This window comes from Pseudomonas sp. KK4 (assembly GCF_001984065.1).
In the GTDB taxonomy this organism is placed as follows: domain Bacteria; phylum Pseudomonadota; class Gammaproteobacteria; order Pseudomonadales; family Pseudomonadaceae; genus Aquipseudomonas.
This window is the reverse complement of record NZ_LYVP01000060.1, coordinates 1-18738: the sequence shown is the minus strand read 5'-3', so window position 1 is coordinate 18738 and position 18738 is coordinate 1. Positions and strand designations below refer to the sequence as shown.

Annotated in this window: 22 protein-coding genes and 1 tRNA gene; 3 read left to right on the top strand and 20 right to left on the bottom strand. The window is 59.8% G+C overall.

Annotated features, from left to right (window positions below):
• The 14 genes from B0W55_RS19115 to trmJ all read right to left on the bottom strand — a co-directional run bounded on the left by B0W55_RS19115 (position 1) and on the right by trmJ (position 10877).
• A complete protein-coding gene (locus tag B0W55_RS19115) occupies positions 1–1038 on the bottom strand; it encodes a RodZ family helix-turn-helix domain-containing protein (protein WP_077047482.1) in 1038 nt (345 codons plus the stop codon).
• Positions 1038–1796 carry a type IV pilus biogenesis/stability protein PilW gene (gene pilW / locus B0W55_RS19110; RefSeq protein ID WP_077047481.1) on the bottom strand — a complete coding sequence of 253 codons (759 nt, stop codon included), beginning with the start codon at positions 1794–1796 and terminating at the stop codon, positions 1038–1040. The genes B0W55_RS19115 and pilW overlap by 1 nt, the downstream gene beginning before the upstream one ends.
• Positions 1797–1812: 16 nt before the next feature.
• Positions 1813–2958 (bottom strand): 23S rRNA (adenine(2503)-C(2))-methyltransferase RlmN, encoded by a 1146-nt coding sequence (rlmN, locus tag B0W55_RS19105; RefSeq protein WP_077047480.1) that lies wholly within the window; start codon positions 2956–2958, stop codon positions 1813–1815.
• 28 nt (positions 2959–2986) lie between these two features.
• Positions 2987–3412, bottom strand: coding sequence for a nucleoside-diphosphate kinase (gene ndk / locus B0W55_RS19100; RefSeq protein ID WP_039765715.1), 426 nt, complete (start codon positions 3410–3412; stop codon positions 2987–2989).
• 88 nt (positions 3413–3500) lie between these two features.
• Positions 3501–3701, bottom strand: a complete 201-nt coding sequence (gene iscX, locus B0W55_RS19095) for a Fe-S cluster assembly protein IscX (RefSeq protein WP_077047479.1) — start codon at positions 3699–3701, stop codon at positions 3501–3503.
• Positions 3702–3715: 14 nt separating this feature from the next.
• Positions 3716–4057 (bottom strand): ISC system 2Fe-2S type ferredoxin, encoded by a 342-nt coding sequence (gene fdx / locus B0W55_RS19090; RefSeq protein WP_077047478.1) that lies wholly within the window; start codon positions 4055–4057, stop codon positions 3716–3718.
• Between the two features lie 2 nt (positions 4058–4059).
• Positions 4060–5922, bottom strand: a complete 1863-nt coding sequence (gene hscA / locus B0W55_RS19085; protein ID WP_077047477.1) for a Fe-S protein assembly chaperone HscA — start codon at positions 5920–5922, stop codon at positions 4060–4062.
• Between the two features lie 51 nt (positions 5923–5973).
• Positions 5974–6495, bottom strand: coding sequence for a co-chaperone HscB (gene hscB, locus B0W55_RS19080; RefSeq protein WP_077047476.1), 522 nt, complete (start codon positions 6493–6495; stop codon positions 5974–5976).
• 8 nt (positions 6496–6503) lie between these two features.
• Positions 6504–6827, bottom strand: a complete 324-nt coding sequence (gene iscA / locus B0W55_RS19075) for an iron-sulfur cluster assembly protein IscA (RefSeq protein ID WP_027922750.1) — start codon at positions 6825–6827, stop codon at positions 6504–6506.
• A gap of 34 nt (positions 6828–6861) precedes the next feature.
• Entirely contained in the window at positions 6862–7248 is a 387-nt protein-coding gene (gene iscU / locus B0W55_RS19070) for a Fe-S cluster assembly scaffold IscU (protein WP_007974006.1), read from the bottom strand.
• 84 nt (positions 7249–7332) lie between these two features.
• Positions 7333–8547 carry an IscS subfamily cysteine desulfurase gene (locus B0W55_RS19065; RefSeq protein ID WP_077047475.1) on the bottom strand — a complete coding sequence of 405 codons (1215 nt, stop codon included), beginning with the start codon at positions 8545–8547 and terminating at the stop codon, positions 7333–7335.
• Between the two features lie 50 nt (positions 8548–8597).
• On the bottom strand, positions 8598–9089 hold the full coding sequence (iscR, locus tag B0W55_RS19060) for a Fe-S cluster assembly transcriptional regulator IscR (RefSeq protein WP_007903581.1): 492 nt from the start codon (positions 9087–9089) through the stop codon (positions 8598–8600).
• 238 nt (positions 9090–9327) lie between these two features.
• Positions 9328–10104, bottom strand: coding sequence for a serine O-acetyltransferase (gene cysE, locus B0W55_RS19055; protein WP_077047474.1), 777 nt, complete (start codon positions 10102–10104; stop codon positions 9328–9330).
• Positions 10105–10106: 2 nt separating this feature from the next.
• Positions 10107–10877 (bottom strand): tRNA (cytosine(32)/uridine(32)-2'-O)-methyltransferase TrmJ, encoded by a 771-nt coding sequence (trmJ, locus tag B0W55_RS19050; protein WP_077047473.1) that lies wholly within the window; start codon positions 10875–10877, stop codon positions 10107–10109.
• A 146-nt stretch (positions 10878–11023) separates the two neighbouring features.
• Between trmJ and suhB the strand changes: the two genes are divergently transcribed.
• Positions 11024–11842 carry an inositol-phosphate phosphatase gene (suhB, locus tag B0W55_RS19045; protein WP_077047472.1) on the top strand — a complete coding sequence of 273 codons (819 nt, stop codon included), beginning with the start codon at positions 11024–11026 and terminating at the stop codon, positions 11840–11842.
• A 244-nt stretch (positions 11843–12086) separates the two neighbouring features.
• Here the strand turns inward: suhB and B0W55_RS19040 are convergent, their stop codons facing one another.
• The 6 genes from B0W55_RS19040 to queA all read right to left on the bottom strand — a co-directional run bounded on the left by B0W55_RS19040 (position 12087) and on the right by queA (position 18175).
• On the bottom strand, positions 12087–12638 hold the full coding sequence (locus B0W55_RS19040; protein ID WP_077047471.1) for a glycine zipper 2TM domain-containing protein: 552 nt from the start codon (positions 12636–12638) through the stop codon (positions 12087–12089).
• 119 nt (positions 12639–12757) lie between these two features.
• Positions 12758–13672: a protein translocase subunit SecF gene (gene secF / locus B0W55_RS19035; protein WP_077047470.1), complete on the bottom strand. Its 915-nt coding sequence runs from the start codon at positions 13670–13672 to the stop codon at positions 12758–12760.
• Between the two features lie 9 nt (positions 13673–13681).
• Positions 13682–15550, bottom strand: coding sequence for a protein translocase subunit SecD (secD, locus tag B0W55_RS19030; RefSeq protein ID WP_077047469.1), 1869 nt, complete (start codon positions 15548–15550; stop codon positions 13682–13684).
• 63 nt (positions 15551–15613) lie between these two features.
• Positions 15614–15952 carry a preprotein translocase subunit YajC gene (gene yajC / locus B0W55_RS19025; RefSeq protein WP_003185175.1) on the bottom strand — a complete coding sequence of 113 codons (339 nt, stop codon included), beginning with the start codon at positions 15950–15952 and terminating at the stop codon, positions 15614–15616.
• 43 nt (positions 15953–15995) lie between these two features.
• Positions 15996–17111 (bottom strand): tRNA guanosine(34) transglycosylase Tgt, encoded by a 1116-nt coding sequence (tgt, locus tag B0W55_RS19020; protein ID WP_175645524.1) that lies wholly within the window; start codon positions 17109–17111, stop codon positions 15996–15998.
• 14 nt (positions 17112–17125) lie between these two features.
• Positions 17126–18175, bottom strand: coding sequence for a tRNA preQ1(34) S-adenosylmethionine ribosyltransferase-isomerase QueA (gene queA / locus B0W55_RS19015; protein WP_077047467.1), 1050 nt, complete (start codon positions 18173–18175; stop codon positions 17126–17128).
• 107 nt (positions 18176–18282) lie between these two features.
• On the opposite strand from queA, the gene B0W55_RS19010 reads away from it, so the two are divergent.
• Both B0W55_RS19010 and B0W55_RS19005 read left to right on the top strand, forming a co-directional pair.
• Positions 18283–18367 (top strand) — tRNA-Leu (locus tag B0W55_RS19010).
• A 158-nt stretch (positions 18368–18525) separates the two neighbouring features.
• Positions 18526–18738 (top strand): hypothetical protein (locus tag B0W55_RS19005; RefSeq protein ID WP_077047466.1); only part of this gene is annotated, 213 nt, incomplete at its 3' end.

The window sequence follows — 18738 nt, the reverse complement described above, 5'->3', positions numbered from 1 at the left end:
TTATTGACCCAACTTCAGGCGAGCAGTCTCGCCACTGGTGAACGGAGCCACATCGACCGGCTGGCCGTTGTAGCTGACCTGCGCGCCGCGGGCATAACCCAGGCGGACGGCGAACGGCGGCTTGCCGTTGACGGAAATGCTATCGCCTTTACGCTTGAGACCACTGAACAGCACTTTGCCGCTGCCGTCTGTCACTTGGGTCCAGCAGTCGGCGGTGAATTGCAGTGCAACCTGACCCTGCCCGGCAGCAGGAGGCGTCGCCGGCGTTGCAGCGACCGCCGTTGGTGCTGGCGTGGCCGAAGCAACCGGAGCGGTCACGGTGGGCGCCGGAACGGCTGGCACTGCCGGGGCTGGCGTGGCAGGCGTCGCTGGTACCGCAGCAGTGCTGTGAGCGGGTGCAGCCGGAGTGGTTGCGGTTGCAGGTGCGGCTGGCGCTGTCGCTTCAGCCGGTGCCTGCGCCGAGGTTTCGGCCTGCGGCAATGCCAGGGCAGTTGCGTTTTCAGTCTCGCCCTCGGCGACGGCCTGGTCTTCCGGCTCGTCCAGCGGATGAATCTGGGTAGTGCCGTCCGCGCCTTCGACTTCAACGTGCTCGGGGCTCAGGCTGACCTGATCCTTGTTGCGCAGCGACGTTTGATCCTGCCACCAGACAAAACCACCGCCGATCACGGCAACCAGCAGCAACAGGCTGACAATACGCAAAATGGTGTGGGAAACCCGAACCGGCTCTTCGATGCGACCCAGGCTATGCACGTTGCTGCCCTGGGAGTCGGTGCCGGTGGATTGGTCGAACTGCTGGACCAGAACGGCCTGGTCCATGCCGAGCAATTTGGCGTAGGCGCGAATGTAGCCGCGGGCGAAGGTATGCCCTGGCAGCTTGTCGAATGCGCCGGCTTCCAGATTACTCAGGGAATTGACGGTGAGGTTGAGCTTGAGGGCCACTTCGGCCAGCGACCAGCCATTGCTCTCGCGGGCCTGGCGCAAGGTCTCACCGGGGTTAACGCGATTCGCTGCTACAACTTCGGGATGCGCCGCTTTCATCATTGCTCCGACAGGTATTGCTGATATTCCGGTGTACCGGGATAGAGTCGTTTTAATTGCAGGCCAAAACTGGCCGCCTTGTCGCGATCTTCAAACACTTTTGCCAGCCGAACGCCGAGCAATAGACTACGTGCATTTTGCTCGGCGAGCAGGCTAAAACGGTCGTAGTAGTCACGCGCGGGCACATAATGCCTGTCTTCGTAAGACAACTCAGCCATTTCCAGCAAGGCGCGTGGCTGTTGTCGATTCAAGCGCAGGGCTTTTTCCAGTTGCTGCTGCGCCAGGTCGCGCTGGCCCAGCATCGAAGCGGTCATGCCCAGGTTCTCGAACACCCGCGAACGTTCAGGATACAGGGTATCGGCAGCGGCCTGTTCAAAGCGCTCGTAGGCTTCCTTGTAACGTTTCTGCTCGAAAAGAAAACTGCCGTAGTTATTGAGGATCCGCGCATCGGTGGGACGGGAAGACAGTGCCTTGCGAAAATGCTGATCGGCCAGCTCCGGCTCCATCTCGGCCTGGAACACCAGGCCCAGTGCCGCGTTGGCGTCCGGATCGGCTGCGTCCAGTTCCAGTGCCTTCTTCAACGGCACTTTCGCCCGCTCGGTCATGCCCTGTTGCAGATAGCCGATGCCAAGCTGCACATACGCCTCACGCGCTTCGTCACGGCCCTTGCTGGTCTTCATCGGGTTGTAGTCACCCGAAAGAACACAGCCAGCACACAGGCTGGCCAGTAACAAAAGCAGCGCAAAGCGCAGGGACATAGAGATCCTCTCTTGGTTATTTGTTCGCTGCGTTCTGCGCCATATCGGTGTCGGCGCTCAGTTCGCGCACCGCGATATAACGTTCGCTGCGACGGGTGCGATCCAGCACCTGCCCTACCAGTTGACCACAAGCGGCGTCGATGTCTTCACCTCGGGTGGTGCGGACGGTGACGTTGAAACCGGCATGATGAAGCTGATCCTGGAACCGACGAATGGCGTTGTTGCTCGGCCGCTCGTATCCCGAATGCGGGAAGGGGTTGAAGGGAATCAGGTTGATCTTGCACGGGATGTTCTTGAGCAGCTCGATCATCTCGACGGCGTGTTCGACCTTGTCGTTCACGTCCTTGAGCAAGGTGTACTCGATGGTCAGCACGCGCTTCTCGCCCAGGGACGACATGTAGCGCTGGCACGACTCGAGCAGCATCTTAAGCGGATATTTCTTGTTGATCGGCACCAATTGGTTACGCAATGCGTCGTTCGGTGCGTGCAGGGACAACGCCAGCGAGACGTCGATGTGCTTGGACAGCTCATCGATCATCGGCACCACGCCGGAGGTCGACAGGGTCACGCGGCGCTTGGAAATGCCGTAGCCCAGGTCATCCATCATCAGGTGCATGGCGGCAATGACGTTGTCGAAGTTCAGCAGCGGCTCACCCATGCCCATCATCACCACGTTGGTGATGGCACGGTCGACGGTTGCCGGGACGCTGCCAAAGGATTTGTTGGCAATCCACACCTGGCCGATGACTTCGGCGGCGGTGAGGTTGCTGTTGAAGCCTTGCTTGCCGGTGGAGCAGAAACTGCAGTCCAGGGCACAGCCTGCCTGGGACGAAACGCACAAGGTACCGCGCTTGCCCTGGGGAATGTACACGGTCTCGACGCAGCTGCCGGACGCCACACGCACCACCCATTTACGGGTGCCGTCGCTGGAGATGTCCTCGCTGACCACTTCCGGACCGCGAACTTCAGCAACGGCCTTTAGCTTTTCGCGCAAGGCCTTGCTGACGTTCGTCATGGCGTCGAAATCATCGACGCCAAAGTGGTGAATCCATTTCATTACCTGACCGGCACGGAAACGCTTCTCCCCGATTGAGTCGAAGAATTTTTCCATTTCCGACTGGGTCAGACCCAGCAGGTTGGTTTTAACAGTCGATGTAGTCATGGATTCACCTTCACTCTTAAGCCAATGCTTAGCGAGTGGTTACTTCGGTAGCTGCGAAGAAGTATGCGATTTCGCGAGCGGCAGCGGCTTCGGAGTCCGAACCGTGTACGGCGTTGGCGTCGATGGATTCAGCGAAGTCAGCACGGATGGTGCCTGGAGCAGCTTCTTTAGGGTTGGTAGCGCCCATCAGCTCACGGTTGCGAGCGATGGCGTTTTCGCCTTCCAGCACCTGAACGACAACCGGACCGGAAGTCATGAAGGCAACCAGGTCGCCGAAGAAACCACGAGCGCTGTGCTCAGCGTAGAAGCCTTCGGCTTCGGCTTTGGACAGTTGCTTCAGTTTCGAAGCTACAACGCGCAGGCCAGCGTCTTCGAAGCGAGTGGTGATCTTGCCGATCACGTTTTTAGCAACGGCGTCAGGCTTGATGATGGAGAAAGTACGTTGAACAGCCATGGTGTAACTCCAGAAACGGTAATTTGCGAAAAATTAAACCCGCGAATTATACGCGGGTTCTTGGGTATTGCCTAACCTGCTGCGTGGCTCAGTCGCGTTCTTCGATCCAGTGGGCCTGAATGGCCTCCAGGATCTTCTCGCCACAATGCTCAGGCTTGTCGTCGAACTCGGGCAATTCCATCACCCATTTACGCAGATCGACGAAGTTGACCGACATAGGGTCCACGTCGGGCTTGCTTTCAGTAAGCTGGATCGCGATTTCCAGCACATCAGTCCACTTCAGACTCATGACAATTCCTTGAATCAGTGCGGCGCTTCGGCGGCGTGGTTGAGCGAGTACTTCGGAATTTCGACGGTCAGGTCTTCAGTCCCGACCTTGGCCTGGCAACCCAGACGCGACCGGGCTTCCAGCCCCCAAGCCTTGTCCAGATAGTCTTCTTCCAGCTCGTCGGCTTCTTCCAGCGAATCGAAACCCTCGCGGATGATGCAGTGACACGTGGTGCAGGCGCACACGCCGCCGCAAGCGCTTTCCATCTCGATGTGGTGCTCATGGGCCAGTTCGAGGATGGACGTACCGGTCTCAGCCTCCACAACCATGCCTTCCGGGCAGAACTTCTCGTGTGGCAGAAAAATGACCTGCGGCATCGTTATTCCTCAATCTCATTCAGGTTGCGCCCCGCCAGCGCGGCTTTCACCGTCGAATCCAGGCGGCGGGCAGCAAAGGCATCGGTCACTTGCGACAGACGCTTGGTCTGCTGCTCGATGGCGTAACCATCGGTACCTTTCATCAGTTCGGTCAGTTCCTGCACCTGCAAGTCGATGACCATGCGCTCGTCGGCATCGAGCAGACGCTCGCCGTCGGCTTCCAGGGCGGCCTGCACCGCTTCGATCAGGCGCTGGGCGTCGACCTGCTGCTCACGCAGCACACGGGCAACCTTGTCGTCGTTGGCGTGCTGGAACGAATCCTTGAGCATCTTGGCGATTTCGCCATCGGTCAGGCCGTAGGACGGCTTGACCTGGATGCTGGCTTCAACGCCCGACCCCAGTTCACGGGCCGACACACTGAGCAGACCGTCGGCATCGACCTGGAAGGTCACGCGAATTTTCGCAGCACCGGCCACCATCGCCGGAATGCCGCGCAATTCGAAGCGCGCCAGGGAGCGGCAGTCGCTGATCAGCTCGCGCTCACCCTGCAACACATGGATCGCCATGGCCGACTGGCCGTCTTTATAGGTGGTGAAATCCTGGGCCCGGGCGACAGGGATGGTGGTGTTGCGTGGAATCACCTTCTCCATCAGGCCGCCCATGGTTTCCAGCCCCAGGGACAACGGAATCACATCAAGCAGCAACAATTCATCGCCGTCACGCTTGTTGCCCGCCAGGGTATCGGCCTGGATCGCGGCACCGATGGCCACCACTTGATCCGGATCGATCTCAGTCAATGGCTGGCGACCGAAGGCTTCGGCGACCGCTTCGCGAACACGTGGCACGCGCGTCGAACCACCGACCATGACCACCGCATGCACTTCTTCAAGCTCGACGCCGGAGTCACGCACGGCACGACGGCAGGCTTTGAGGCTGCGAGCGACCATCGGCTCGATCAGCGCATTGAAGGCTTCGCGGGTCAGCTCGGCTTTCCAGTCGCCATAGGCAACTTCGACAGCCGCAGCATGGGTCAGCGCTTCTTTTGCAGCGCAGGCGGTTTGCAGCAGATGGCGTTGCGCACCCGGATCGAGGTCAGCGGACAGACCGGCGCTCTCGATGATCCAGCCAGCGATCGCATGGTCGAAGTCATCACCGCCCAACGCGCTGTCGCCGCCAGTAGCCAGCACTTCGAACACACCGCCGGTCAGGCGCAGAATGGAAATATCGAAGGTACCGCCGCCCAGGTCGTAAATGGCGACAAGGCCTTCGGCATGCTGATCCAGACCATACGCCACCGCAGCGGCGGTCGGCTCGTTGAGCAGACGCAGCACGTTGAGACCCGCCAGCTTGGCCGCATCCTTGGTGGCTTGACGCTGAGCGTCGTCGAAATAGGCCGGAACCGTGATCACCGCGCCAACCAGTTCACCACCGAGGGTGGCTTCGGCACGCTGGCGCAGCACTTTCAGGATATCGGCGGACACTTCGACCGGGCTTTTCGGGCCCTGAATGGTGTCGATGAACGGCATGTGCGATTCGCCGCCGACAAAGCGGTACGGCAGTTGCTCGCCCAGTTGCTTGACGTCGGACAGACCACGACCCATCAAGCGCTTGACTGACAGCACCGTGTTCAGAGGGTCGGTAGCGGCAGCCAGTTTGGCCGACTCGCCCACTTCAACGCGATCGGCGTGATAGCGCACGGCAGACGGCAGGATGACCTGGCCGCTTGCGTCAGCCAGAGGCTCGGAGAGGCCACTGCGCAAGGCAGCGACCAGCGAATTGGTAGTGCCCAAGTCGATCCCCACAGCCAGGCGACGCTGGTGCGGTTGAGGACTTTGGCCGGGTTCGGCGATCTGCAGTAGGGCCATCGTTATCAGGACTTATCTGTATATCAGGCGTGCGACCGGAGCGGCACTGGGTTAATCGTCGAGGCGCTCTTCTAACTGGCGCACTTCGTAGGTCAGCTTGTCGAGGAACTGCATGCGCCGCATCAGGCGTTCGGCACGCTCACGTTGCGCGGCATCGTTCCAGCAAGCTGCAAAGCTTTGGTTCAACTCTTCCTGGGCAGACTTGAGCCGGCGCTTGAACGCCGCCACGCCCGACAAGTCGGCACTGTCCTGGAGGTCTTCGAGCTCTTCACGCAATTCCATCTGTTGCAGAAGAAATTCCGGGTCATGCACCGTGACCTCCAGCGGCAGCTCACCACCATTCAAGGCGAGCAGGTAACGCGCGCGCTTGGGGGGATTCTTGAGCGTCTGGTAGGCCTCGTTGAGGCTCGCGGATTGCTCGAGCGCCAGCCGCTGCTCACGCTCGGTGGCGTCAGCAAAGCGGTCCGGGTGAACACTGCGCGCCAACTCACGGTAGCGCGTAGCCAGCTGATCGAGGTCCAGATCGAAACCCGGTTTCAGCTCAAATAAAGCGAAATGACAAGGAGTACCCACGACTAGCCTCAGATGTTGAAGCTTTCGCCGCAGCCACACTCACCGCGCACGTTGGGGTTGTTGAACTTGAAGCCTTCGTTCAGCCCTTCCTTGACGAAATCGAGCTCGGTGCCGTCCAGGTAGGCCAGGCTTTTGGGGTCGATGATCACTTTCTCGCCGTGACTCTCGAACACCTGATCCTCTTCAACCACCTCGTCGACAAACTCCAGCACGTAGGCAAGGCCGGAACAGCCTGTGGTGCGAACACCCAGACGAATCCCTTCACCCTTGCCGCGCCCGTCGAGGGAGCGCCGCACGTGTCGAGCAGCCGCTTCTGTCATGCTGATAGCCATCGGTGACTCCTTACTCGTCGCCAAATCTTGAAAGTCAGATCAAGCCTTTCTTCTGCTTGTAATCGCGAACGGCGGCCTTGATGGCGTCTTCAGCGAGTACGGAGCAGTGAATTTTCACTGGCGGCAGGGCCAGTTCTTCAGCCAGCTGAGTGTTCTTGATGGTTTCCGCTTCGTCCAGGGTCTTGCCCTTCATCCACTCGGTGGCGAGGGAGCTGGAAGCGATAGCCGAACCGCAGCCGTAGGTCTTGAACTTGGCATCTTCGATGATGCCGGCGTCGTTGACCTTGATCTGCAGGCGCATGACGTCGCCGCACGCCGGAGCGCCGACCATGCCGGTGCCGACATCAGGATCTTCCGCGTCCATCTTGCCGACGTTGCGCGGGTTTTCGTAGTGGTCGATGACCTTTTCACTGTAAGCCATGATGCTTAATCCTCACTCATCAGAGAGTCGCTCTTTAAGCCCTGCAACCTTGGGTCGGCAGGGCCGGTTCGCGGCGACTTGAAATCAGTGTGCCGCCCACTCGATTTTCGAAATGTCGACACCGTCTTTGTACATGTCCCACAGCGGCGACAGAGCGCGCAGCTTGGTAACGGCCTCGCAGACTTTCTGCGCGGCGTAGTCGATTTCTTCTTCGGTGGTGAAGCGGCCGAAGGTGAAACGAATCGAGCTGTGTGCCAGTTCGTCGTTGCGGCCCAGGGCGCGCAGTACGTACGAAGGCTCCAGCGAAGCCGAGGTGCAGGCCGAACCGGACGAAACCGCCAGGTCCTTGAGGGCCATGATCAGCGACTCGCCTTCAACGTAGTTGAAGCTCAGGTTCAGGTTGTGCGGAACGCGGGCGGTCAGGCTGCCGTTGACGTACAGCTCTTCCAGATGCTCGACCTGCTTGTAGAAGCGATCGCTCAGGGCCTTGATGCGCACGTTCTCGGCAGCCATGTCTTCCTTGGCTACGCGGAAAGCCTCACCCATACCGACGATCTGGTGTGTCGCCAGGGTCCCGGAACGCATGCCACGCTCGTGACCGCCACCGTGCATGGTCGCTTCGATGCGCACACGCGGCTTGCGGCTGACGTACAGTGCGCCGATGCCTTTAGGGCCGTAGGTTTTGTGAGCGGAGAACGACATCAGGTCGACTTTCAGTTTCTGCAGGTCGATTTCGACCTTGCCGGTGGACTGAGCCGCGTCGACGTGGAACAGGATGCCCTTGGCACGCAGCAGTTCGCCGATGGCGGCGATGTCGTTGACGGTACCGATTTCGTTGTTCACGTGCATGATCGAAACCAGGATGGTGTCGTCGCGCAGGGCGGCCTCGACCATCTCCGGGGTGACCAGGCCATCTTCGCGAGGCTCGATGTAGGTCACTTCGAAACCTTCACGCTCCAGTTGGCGCATGGTGTCCAGGACAGCCTTGTGCTCAATCTTGGTGGTGATCAGGTGCTTGCCTTTGGTGGCGTAGAAATGTGCCGCACCCTTGATTGCCAGGTTGTCGGACTCGGTGGCGCCGGAGGTCCAGACGATTTCACGCGGGTCGGCGTTGACCAGGTCGGCCACCTGACGACGGGCGTTTTCGACGGATTCTTCAGCCTTCCAGCCGAACACGTGGGAACGGGACGCCGGGTTACCGAAGTTTCCGTCGACCAGCAGGCATTCACTCATCTTTTGCGCGACGCGCGGATCGACCGGGGTCGTCGCAGAGTAATCAAGGTAAATCGGCAATTTCATGGACTCTCTCCTAAATCAGGCTGGCTGGCGCGCCGTTAGCTCTGTGGCTGTCATTCGACGGCGGACGCTTCAATCTTGTCCAGGCGTGGCGCCTTGCTGTTGCAACGGCGTTGATCCTGGCGCTGGGCTACTTCTTGCACCTCACGGCGAGTGACAAGGTCAGCCAAGCTGATACCGCTCAGAAATTCGTGAATCTGCAAGCTCAGGTCGCACCACAGGTGGTGGGTCAGGCAGGTGTCGCCTTGATGGCAATCGCCCTGGCCCTGGCACTTGGTGGCATCGACCGATTCGTTCACCGCATCGATCACCTGGGCGACCTGGATGCCCTGCATGTCGCGGGACAATTGGTAGCCGCCACCCGGACCGCGAACGCTGGACACCAGGTTACTGCGGCGCAGTTTGGCGAATAGCTGTTCGAGATAGGACAGGGAGATGCCTTGGCGCTCGGAGATATCGGCCAGGGACACGGGCCCGTGCTGCGCGTGCAACGCCAGATCGAGCATGGCGGTCACGGCGTATCGGCCTTTTGTAGTCAGTCGCATGGACAATTACCACGGAGTTCGGAATGGGGCGAGTATGCAATTCCCGAGTATTTAAGTCAACTATAAGACCTAGTACTTTAGTCAGGTTTACCCGCAAAAGAGCGGCCGCATCATAGCAAAGGCTGGGCCGTGACAGCCAGCAATTGCGCGTTATCGTTCTTCGCGAGCAAGCCCGCTCCCACAGGAGAATGCCTCTCAAATGTGGGCGCGGGCTGGCTCGCGAAGGGCGCGCCGCGGTCTAGCTGGCCTGGCTTTGGTCTTTGTCTTTCACACAGGCGAAGTCTTCTTCGCGCAGCTCAGGCAAGTCCTTGGCACAGTAATTACTGCCCAGATCCTTCAACGCCCCGCACATCCCCTCCAGGCGACCATCGACGGCCTGCAGGTGGTCGAGCAGTTGGTTGATGGCACGCGCCACCGGGTCCGGCATGTCTTCGCTGACGCCATAGGCATCGAAGCCGATTTTCTCGGCCATGGCCTTGCGCTTGGCGTCCTGCTCTTCGTCGGACTTGACGATGATCCGCCCCGGAATCCCGACCACTGTTGCACCAGCCGGCACGGCCTTGGTCACCACCGCATTGGACCCAACCTTGGCCCCGGCACCGACCGTGAACGGGCCGAGCACCTTGGCACCCGCCCCCACCACCACGCCATCTTCGAGGGTCGGGTGACGCTTGCCCTTGTTCCAGCTGGTGCCGCCCAGGGTCACGCCCTGATAGATGGTCACGTCATCGCCGATCTCGGCGGTTTCGCCAATGACAATGCCCATGCCATGGTCGATAAAGAAGCGTCGACCGACCTTGGCCCCCGGATGAATCTCGATCCCGGTCAACCAGCGACCGAAGTTCGACACCAGCCGCGCCAGCCATTTCAGGTCCGCGCGCCATAGCATCGCCGACAGACGGTGGATCCAGATGGCGTGCATGCCGGGGTAGCAGGTCAGGACTTCAAAAGCGTTACGCGCCGCCGGGTCACGATGGAAAACACTCTGGATATCTTCACGCAAACGCTCGAACATCATTAATCCTTCCGCTTAAGAAGCTCGCCACGGGCCGCTTTTTGGGTTTCCGTGAGGATGCCACGCAATATATTCATTTCCGCCCGGCTGACCGAGCTGCGTCCGTACAACCGGCGCAGGCGCGCCATCAAGTGCCGTGGTTTTTCCGGATCGAGGAATTCGATGGCCACCAGGGTCTGCTCCAGGTGTTCATAGAATCGTTCCAGCTCGTCCATGGTCGCCAGCTCAGCGCTTTTGACCGAGGCCACTTCTTCCTTCTCGACCTTGCTCGGCTGGCCTTGGGCGGCCAACCAGGACATGCGCACTTCATAACTCAACACCTGCACCGCCGCCCCAAGGTTCAGCGAGCTGAAGCCGGGGTCTGATGGAATGTGCACGTGATAATGACATCGCTGCAGCTCGTCGTTGGTCAGGCCGGAGTCTTCACGACCGAACACCAGGGCGATCTCTGCACCCTGCCCCGCCTCCTCGACCACTTTCGCTCCGCATTCGCGGGGGTCGAGCAGCGGCCAGGGAATACGCCGGTCGCGGGCGCTGGTGCCGAGCACAAGGTTGCAGCCGACCAGGGCATCTTCCAAGGTGGCGACGACTTGCGCGTTTTCAAGGATGTCACCGGCGCCGGAGGCACGGGCATCCGCTTCGTGATGCGGAAACAGGCGCGGCTCGACCAGCACCAGCCGCGACAGCCCCATGTTTTTCATGGCGCGCGCAGTCCCGCCGATATTGCCCGGATGGCTGGTATTGACCAGGACGACACGAATGTTTTGCAGCAAGGGAGGCGCTCTCGAACACGATAATCGGGAGCCGAATCTTACAGCTCAAGCGACCGTTAAGCCATGAAAGCGAACGTCGTCCTTCACCTGTAGAAACTTTCTGATAGAATGCCCGGCTTTCTTTAACAACCTTAGGTGACACATCCATGCAGCCCATGCTGAATATCGCGCTGCGCGCCGCCCGCAGCGCCAGTGAATTGATCTTCCGCTCCATCGAGCGCCTGGATACCATCAAGGTCGACGAAAAAGACGCCAAGGATTACGTATCCGAGGTGGATCGCGCCGCTGAACAGAAAATCATCGACGCGCTGCGCAAGGCTTACCCGAACCACTCCATCCTCGGTGAAGAGACCGGCATGCACGCCGGCACTGGCATCGAAGGCGAAGAGTACCTGTGGATCATCGATCCGCTGGACGGCACCACCAACTTCCTGCGCGGCATCCCTCACTTCGCTGTCAGCATCGCCTGCAAATACCGCGGTCGCCTGGAACACGCCGTTGTTCTGGACCCGGTTCGCCAGGAAGAATTCACCGCCAGCCGTGGTCGCGGCGCGCAACTGAACGGTCGTCGCCTGCGCGTCAGCGGTCGCACCAGCCTGGAAGGCGCCCTGCTGGGTACCGGCTTCCCGTTCCGTGACGACCAGATGGACAACCTCGACAACTACCTGGGCATGTTCCGCGCCCTGGTTGGCCAGACTGCCGGCATCCGCCGCGCTGGCTCGGCGAGCCTGGACCTGGCCTACGTGGCCGCCGGTCGTTTCGACGCGTTCTGGGAGTCGGGCCTGTCCGAATGGGACATGGCTGCAGGCGCCCTGCTTATCCAGGAAGCCGGCGGCTTGGTGAGCGACTTCACCGGCGGTCACGACTTCCTGGAGAAAGGCCACGTCGTTGCCGGCAACACCAAATGCTTCAAGGCAGTACTGACGGCGATCCAGCCGCACCTGCCAGCCTCGCTGAAGCGCTAAGCTTCCCGCGACAGAAAAAGCACCCTACGGGGTGCTTTTTTTATGCCCAAAATTCACCCCCAAGAACCCCACAAACCCAATGTGGGAGCGGGCTTGCTCGCGAATGCAGTTTGTCAGCCGCCATAGGCTTTGAATGGTGAACCGCTTTCGCGAGCAAGCCCGCTCCCACAGGGGACTGGTGGTGATGGCTGAATCGCAGGCACAAAAAAAGCACCCCGAAGGGTGCTTCTTCAAACCGAGCGATTTATTGACCCTGCTGATTCTGCGACAGGATCAACTTGCCCTCTTTATCCACAGGAATCTGATTACCCGGGTCGCGATCCATTCGCACTTTCCCCTCTTTACCGTCCAGCGAGTACCGCACGTCGTAACCCACTACCTTGTCACTGATGTCATTCACCGTATTACAACGGGTCTGAGTCGTGGTGTAGGTGTCACGCTCCTGCATGCCCTCCTGAACCTTGTTGCCGGCGTAACCGCCGCCGACTGCGCCGGCAACCGTGGCAATCTTCTTGCCGGTGCCGCCGCCTATCTGATTACCCAGCAGACCACCTGCCAATGCACCGACCACCGTACCGGCGATCTGATGTTGGTCTTTCACCGGCGCTTGCCGGGTAACGGTTACATCCTTGCAAACTTCACGTGGAGTCTTGATCTGTGTCTTGACCGGCTCAACGGCGAGTACTTGCGCGTACTCAGGACCGTTGTTTTTAACCAGGCTGTAGGTGGCCACAGCACCACCGGCAGTCACACCGACAGCACCCAGTACCGCACCAACCAGCATCGACTTGTTCACATGAACCTCCTGACCATCGTATGCGGAACACGTCCGCGCTTCTCCCAGCCTTGGAGCATAAAAAAAGGCGCGAGTTCAACTCGCGCCTTTTTGGACTACATCGCCAAGAGAATTTTCCCTCAAGGACGGTCGTCGACTTCCTTCTCGGTATTGGCCGGAGGAATCAGGTCTTCAGTGCTCAGGTTCAGCCAGATCAACACCACGTTCGCGATGTAGATCGACGAGTAGGTACCCGCCAGTACACCGATGAACAGGGCGATGGAGAAGCCGAACAGGTTGTCGCCACCGAAGAACAGCAGCGCTGCGATCGCCAGCAAAGTGGAGATCGACGTCGCCATGGTCCGCAGCAGGGTCTGCGTGGTCGAGATGTTGATGTTCTCGATCAGGCTGGCCTTGCGCAGTACCCGGAAGTTCTCACGAACCCGGTCGAATACCACGATGGTGTCGTTGAGCGAGTAACCGATGATCGCCAGTACCGCCGCCAGCACCGTCAGGTCGAAGGTGATCTGGAAGAACGACAGGATACCGACGGTCACGATCACGTCGTGGATCAGCGATACGATCGCACCGACCGCAAACTTCCACTGAAAGCGAAACGCCAGGTAGATCAGGATGCCGCCCAGCGCCATCAGCATGCCGAGGCCGCCCTGGTCGCGCAGCTCTTCACCCACCTGCGGGCCGACGAACTCGACGCGCTTGACCGTCGCCGGGTTTTCGCCGCCAACCTTCTGCAGCGCTTCGGCTACCTGATGACCCAACTGCGGATCTTCGCCCGGCATACGCACCAGCAGATCGGTCGTCGCACCGAAATTCTGCACGATAGCTTCGTGATAGCCCGCGGTAACCAATTGCTCACGCACCTTGGTCACGTCGGCCGGACGCTCGTAGGTCAGCTCGATGAGCGTACCGCCGGTGAAGTCCAGGCCCCAGTTCATGCCCTTATGGAACACACTGAACAAGGCCAGTGCGGTAAGGAACAATGTGACGCCGAACGCGAAGTTGCGAACGCCCATGAAGTTGATTGTACGTAACATGGCAGCCCCTTAAATCCACAACTTCTTGAAGTCACGACCGCCGAAGATCAGGTTGACCATCGCGCGGGTCACCATGATGGCCGTGAACATCGAGGTAAAGATCCCGAGGGACATGGTCACTGCGAAGCCTTTGACCGGGCCGGTGCCCATGGCAAAGAGGATGCCGCCGACCAGCAAGGTGGTCAGGTTGGCGTCGAGAATCGCGGTGAATGCCCGGCCGAAGCCTTCGTTGATTGCCCGTTGAACGGTCATGCCCGCCGCGATCTCTTCACGAATCCGCGAGAAGATCAGTACGTTGGCGTCGACCGCCATACCCATGGTCAACACGATACCGGCGATACCCGGCAGGGTCAGCGTGGCCCCCAGCAGCGACATCAGCGCCAGCAGCATGACCATGTTCACCGCCAGAGCGACGGTGGCAATGATGCCGAAGAAGCGGTAGATGGCGATGATGAAGAGCGAGACGAACAGCATGCCCCACAGCGATGCATCGATACCCTTGGTGATGTTGTCGGCACCCAGGCTCGGGCCAATGGTGCGCTCTTCAGCGAAGTACATCGGCGCGGCCAGACCACCGGCACGCAGCAGCAGCGCCAGTTCGGACGATTCACCCTGGCCGTTCAGGCCGGTGATGCGGAACTGAGCACCCAGCGGCGACTGAATGGTCGCCAGGCTGATGATCTTCTTCTCTTCCTTGAAGGTCTGAACCGGCACGTCTTTCTCGACGCCGTTGACCATTTGCTTGGTGTAGGTGGTCACCGGACGCTGTTCGATGAAGATCACCGCCATGCTGCGACCGACGTTCGAACGGGTCGCACGGCTCATCAGCTCGCCGCCGTGACCGTCCAGACGGATGTTCACCTCTGGCGTGCCGTGCTCGCCGAAGCCAGCCTTGGCGTCAGTCACCTGGTCACCGGTGATGATCAGGCCACGCTCGATGAGCGCAGGCGGACGCTTGCCTTCACGGAACTCGAACTCTTCGGAAGTGGCTTTCGAAGCACCCGGCTCAGCAGCCAGACGGAACTCGAGGTTGGCCGTCTTGCCCAGGATACGCTTGGCTTCTGCGGTGTCCTGCACGCCCGGCAGCTCAACCACGATGCGGTTGGCGCCCTGACGCTGGACGATCGGTTCGGCAACACCCAGCTCGTTGACGCGGTTACGTACCGTGGTCAAGTTCTGCTTGATGGAGTATTCACGGATTTCCGCCAGCTTGGCCGGGGTCATCGCCAGACGCAGCACCGGTTGGCCATTGAGGTCGGCCGGAACAATGTCGAAATCGTTGAAGTTCTTGCGCACCAGCGCACGGGCCTGTTCGCGGGTTGCTTCATCGGTGAAGCCCAGCTGAATGGCGCCGTTGAGTTGCGGCAGGCTGCGATAGCGAATTTTCTCTTTACGCAACAGGCTCTTCACATCGCCTTCGTAGACTTTCAGGCGTGCGTCGATCGCCTTGTCCATGTCCACTTCGAGCAGGAAGTGCACACCACCGGACAAGTCCAGACCCAGCTTCATCGGGTGCGCGGCCAGGCTGCGCAGCCATTGCGGGGTGGTTTGTGCCAGGTTCAGCGCAACGACGTAGTCATCACCCAGCGCCTTGCGCACAACGTCCTTGGCCGGCAACTGATCTTCAGCCTTGACCAGACGAATCAAACCGCCCTTGCCACCGGCCGACAGCGAAGCCGCCTTGACGTCGATCCCGGATTCCTTGAGCGCAGCGCTCACACGGTCCAGATCGGCCTGAGTGACCTGCAGCGCAGTGCTTGCACCGCTGACCTGAATGGCCGGGTCATCCGGGTAAAGATTGGGAGCGGAATAAATCAGACCGATCGCCAGCACCGCCAGGATCAGAATGTATTTCCACAGAGGATATTTGTTCAGCATCACGCCGCCCGTTTATGACGCGGGGCGCCTTGCGCGCCCCGTCGATTGAGATGAAGTTGAAACTTAGATCGCTTTGAGCGTGCCTTTTGGCAGCGTGGCGGCGATAGCGCCTTTCTGGAACTTCATTTCGACGGTGTCGGACACTTCCAGCACCACGAAATCGTCAGCCACTTTGGTGATCTTGCCAGCGATGCCGCCGGTGGTCACAACTTCGTCGCCTTTCTGCAGGCTGCCCAGCAGGTTTTTCTGCTCTTTGGCGCGCTTGGCCTGTGGACGCCAGATCATCAGGTAGAAGATGACCAGGAAGCCAACCAGGAAAATCCACTCGAAGCCGCCGCCCATTGGGCCTGCAGCTGCCGGTGCAGCAGCGTCGGCCATGGCGTTAGAGATAAAAAAGCTCATTTAGCACTCCAGTTGCAAATGTTGAATCTTGGGGTCAGAAAACTCAGTCCAAAGGCGGAACAGGTAACCCGCGTTTGGCGTAGAAGGCATCGACAAAGGCGGCCAATGTACCCTGTTGAATAGCCTCGCGCAAACCAGCCATAAGCACTTGATAATGACGCAAGTTATGGATGGTATTGAGCATGCTCCCCAGCATTTCGCCGCACTTGTCCAGGTGATGCAGATAAGCGCGGGAGAAGTTCTGGCAGGTATAGCAATCGCAGGTCGGATCGAGCGGCGAATCATCATGGCGATGGAACGCGTTACGGATCTTCAGCACGCCAGTATCAATGAACAGATGCCCATTGCGGGCATTACGGGTTGGCATCACGCAATCGAACATGTCCACACCGCGGCGCACACCCTCAACCAAGTCTTCGGGTTTGCCAACGCCCATAAGGTAACGAGGTTTGTCAGCCGGCATCTGGCCCGGCAGGTAATCCAGCACCTTGATCATCTCGTGCTTGGGCTCGCCCACCGACAGACCGCCAATGGCCAGGCCATCGAAACCGATCTTGTCCAGGCCTTCCAGCGAGCGCATGCGCAGGTCCTGGTGCATGCCACCCTGCACGATGCCAAACAGCGCCGCCGTGTTGTCGCCATGGGCGTTCTTCGAGCGCTGGGCCCAACGCAGGGACAACTCCATGGAAATACGCGCGACGTCTTCATCGGCCGGGTACGGCGTGCATTCGTCGAAAATCATCACGATGTCGGAGCCCAGGTCACGCTGGACCTGCATCGACTCTTCCGGGCCCATGAACACCTTGGCACCGTCGACCGGGGAAGCGAAAGTCACGCCCTCCTCCTTGATCTTGCGCATGGCGCCCAGGCTGAACACCTGGAAACCGCCGGAATCGGTCAGAATCGGGCCTTTCCACTGCATGAAATCGTGCAGGTCGCCGTGCTTCTTGATCACTTCGGTGCCAGGACGCAGCCACAGGTGGAAGGTGTTGCCCAGAATGATTTCGGCGCCAGTGGCCTCGATATCCCGTGGCAGCATGCCCTTGACCGTGCCGTAGGTGCCGACCGGCATGAAGGCCGGGGTCTCCACGGTACCGCGCGGGAAGGTCAAACGACCGCGACGAGCCTTGCCGTCAGTAGCAAGCAACTCAAACGACATACGACATTGGCGACTCATTGTGTTTCCTCTGGGCCACGTGGTGCGGGGTTACGGGTGATAAACATCGCATCACCGTAGCTGAAAAAGCGGTAGGCGTTGTCGACGGCGGCTTTATAGGCGGCCATGGTCTCGGGATAACCGGCGAACGCCGAGACCAGCATCAACAACGTGGATTCTGGCAAATGGAAGTTGGTGACCAGGGCATCGACCACATGAAACGGCCGCCCTGGGTAAATAAAGATGTCCGTATCGCCACTGAACGGCTTGAGCACGCCATCGCGGGCGGCGCTTTCCAGGGAACGCACACTGGTGGTCCCCACCGCCACCACCCGACCGCCGCGCGCGCGACAGGCGGCCACCGCATCGACCACGTCCTGGCCGACTTCCAGCCACTCAGTGTGCATGTGGTGGTCTTCGATCTTCTCGACCCGCACCGGCTGGAACGTGCCCGCGCCGACGTGCAAGGTCACGAACGCCGTCTCGACGCCCTTGGCGGCAATCGCCTCCAGCAACACCTGATCGAAATGCAACCCCGCCGTCGGTGCCGCCACCGCGCCAAGGCGCTGGGCGTAGACGGTCTGATAACGCTCGCGGTCGGCGCCTTCGTCCGGGCGGTCTATATAAGGAGGCAACGGCATGTGCCCGACGCGGTCGAGCAGCGGCAACACCTCCTCGGCAAACCCCAGCTCGAACAACGCATCGTGCCGCGCCAGCATCTCCGCCTCGCCACCGCCGTCGATAAGGATCTTCGACCCAGGCTTTGGCGACTTGCTGGAACGCACATGGGCCAGCACGCGATGACTGTCCAGCACCCGCTCCACCAGGATTTCCAGCTTGCCGCCGGAAGCCTTCTGGCCAAACAGCCGCGCCGGAATCACCCGGGTATTGTTGAACACCATCAAGTCGCCAGGGCGCAAATGCTCCAGCAAATCAGTGAATTGACGGTGTGCCAGGGCGCCGCTGACCCCATCCAGGGTCAACAGGCGACTATTGCGACGCTCGGCCAAAGGATGGCGGGCGATCAGCGAATCGGGGAGCTCGAAAGTAAAGTCAGCAACGCGCATGATGGGGTTCGTCTAGCAGGGCCGGAAAGTCTAGCGGAATTATCAAAAATTCTCCATGTACCTGATTGACCGACGGTTATCACCTCTCTATACTTCGCCGCCATTGAGCCCTGATGGCGGAATTGGTAGACGCGGCGGATTCAAAATCCGTTTTCGAAAGGAGTGGGAGTTCGAGTCTCCCTCGGGGCACCAAAATTAAGAAAGGTCTTGCTTAGCAAGGCCTTTTTTTTCGCCTGCAGAAAAGTGCCTGACACCCCACCACCTTGTGGGAGCCAGCCTGCTGGCGATGCTTTTGCCCCTGCTCTTCCACACCACCCGCACCGCCGGAACATTTCACAAGGATTCCCCCCATGGAATTGAACCTGGAAACCGTCGCCCTCTACGCCCTCAAACTGGCTTATGAAACGGAAGGCCAGAGCCCGATCTTGCGGGATGATCTGGTGATGGGGGATTACCAGCGGGATGTGTTTGAGTTGCTGGTAAGGCGTGGGGATCTTGAGGGGATTCAGGTGAAGGTGCGTGAGTGTGTGGGGTTGGCGCTGGAGGCGGTTGGGGGTGTGGAT

Coding starts and splice junctions, on each gene's coding strand:
- suhB (WP_077047472.1), top strand. CDS start 11,024: ATGCAGCCCATGCTGAATATCGCGCTGCGCGCCGCCCGCAGCGCCAGT.
- B0W55_RS19065 (WP_077047475.1), bottom strand. CDS start 8,547: ATGAAATTGCCGATTTACCTTGATTACTCTGCGACGACCCCGGTCGAT.
- iscA (WP_027922750.1), bottom strand. CDS start 6,827: ATGGCTATCAGCATGACAGAAGCGGCTGCTCGACACGTGCGGCGCTCC.
- ndk (WP_039765715.1), bottom strand. CDS start 3,412: ATGGCTGTTCAACGTACTTTCTCCATCATCAAGCCTGACGCCGTTGCT.
- iscU (WP_007974006.1), bottom strand. CDS start 7,248: ATGGCTTACAGTGAAAAGGTCATCGACCACTACGAAAACCCGCGCAAC.
- rlmN (WP_077047480.1), bottom strand. CDS start 2,958: ATGACTACATCGACTGTTAAAACCAACCTGCTGGGTCTGACCCAGTCG.
- fdx (WP_077047478.1), bottom strand. CDS start 4,057: ATGCCGCAGGTCATTTTTCTGCCACACGAGAAGTTCTGCCCGGAAGGC.
- queA (WP_077047467.1), bottom strand. CDS start 18,175: ATGCGCGTTGCTGACTTTACTTTCGAGCTCCCCGATTCGCTGATCGCC.
- hscA (WP_077047477.1), bottom strand. CDS start 5,922: ATGGCCCTACTGCAGATCGCCGAACCCGGCCAAAGTCCTCAACCGCAC.
- B0W55_RS19115 (WP_077047482.1), bottom strand. CDS start 1,038: ATGAAAGCGGCGCATCCCGAAGTTGTAGCAGCGAATCGCGTTAACCCC.
- pilW (WP_077047481.1), bottom strand. CDS start 1,796: ATGTCCCTGCGCTTTGCGCTGCTTTTGTTACTGGCCAGCCTGTGTGCT.
- secD (WP_077047469.1), bottom strand. CDS start 15,550: ATGCTGAACAAATATCCTCTGTGGAAATACATTCTGATCCTGGCGGTG.
- cysE (WP_077047474.1), bottom strand. CDS start 10,104: ATGTTCGAGCGTTTGCGTGAAGATATCCAGAGTGTTTTCCATCGTGAC.
- yajC (WP_003185175.1), bottom strand. CDS start 15,952: ATGAGCTTTTTTATCTCTAACGCCATGGCCGACGCTGCTGCACCGGCA.
- tgt (WP_175645524.1), bottom strand. CDS start 17,111: ATGTCGTTTGAGTTGCTTGCTACTGACGGCAAGGCTCGTCGCGGTCGT.
- iscR (WP_007903581.1), bottom strand. CDS start 9,089: ATGCGACTGACTACAAAAGGCCGATACGCCGTGACCGCCATGCTCGAT.
- secF (WP_077047470.1), bottom strand. CDS start 13,672: ATGTTACGTACAATCAACTTCATGGGCGTTCGCAACTTCGCGTTCGGC.
- iscX (WP_077047479.1), bottom strand. CDS start 3,701: ATGAGTCTGAAGTGGACTGATGTGCTGGAAATCGCGATCCAGCTTACT.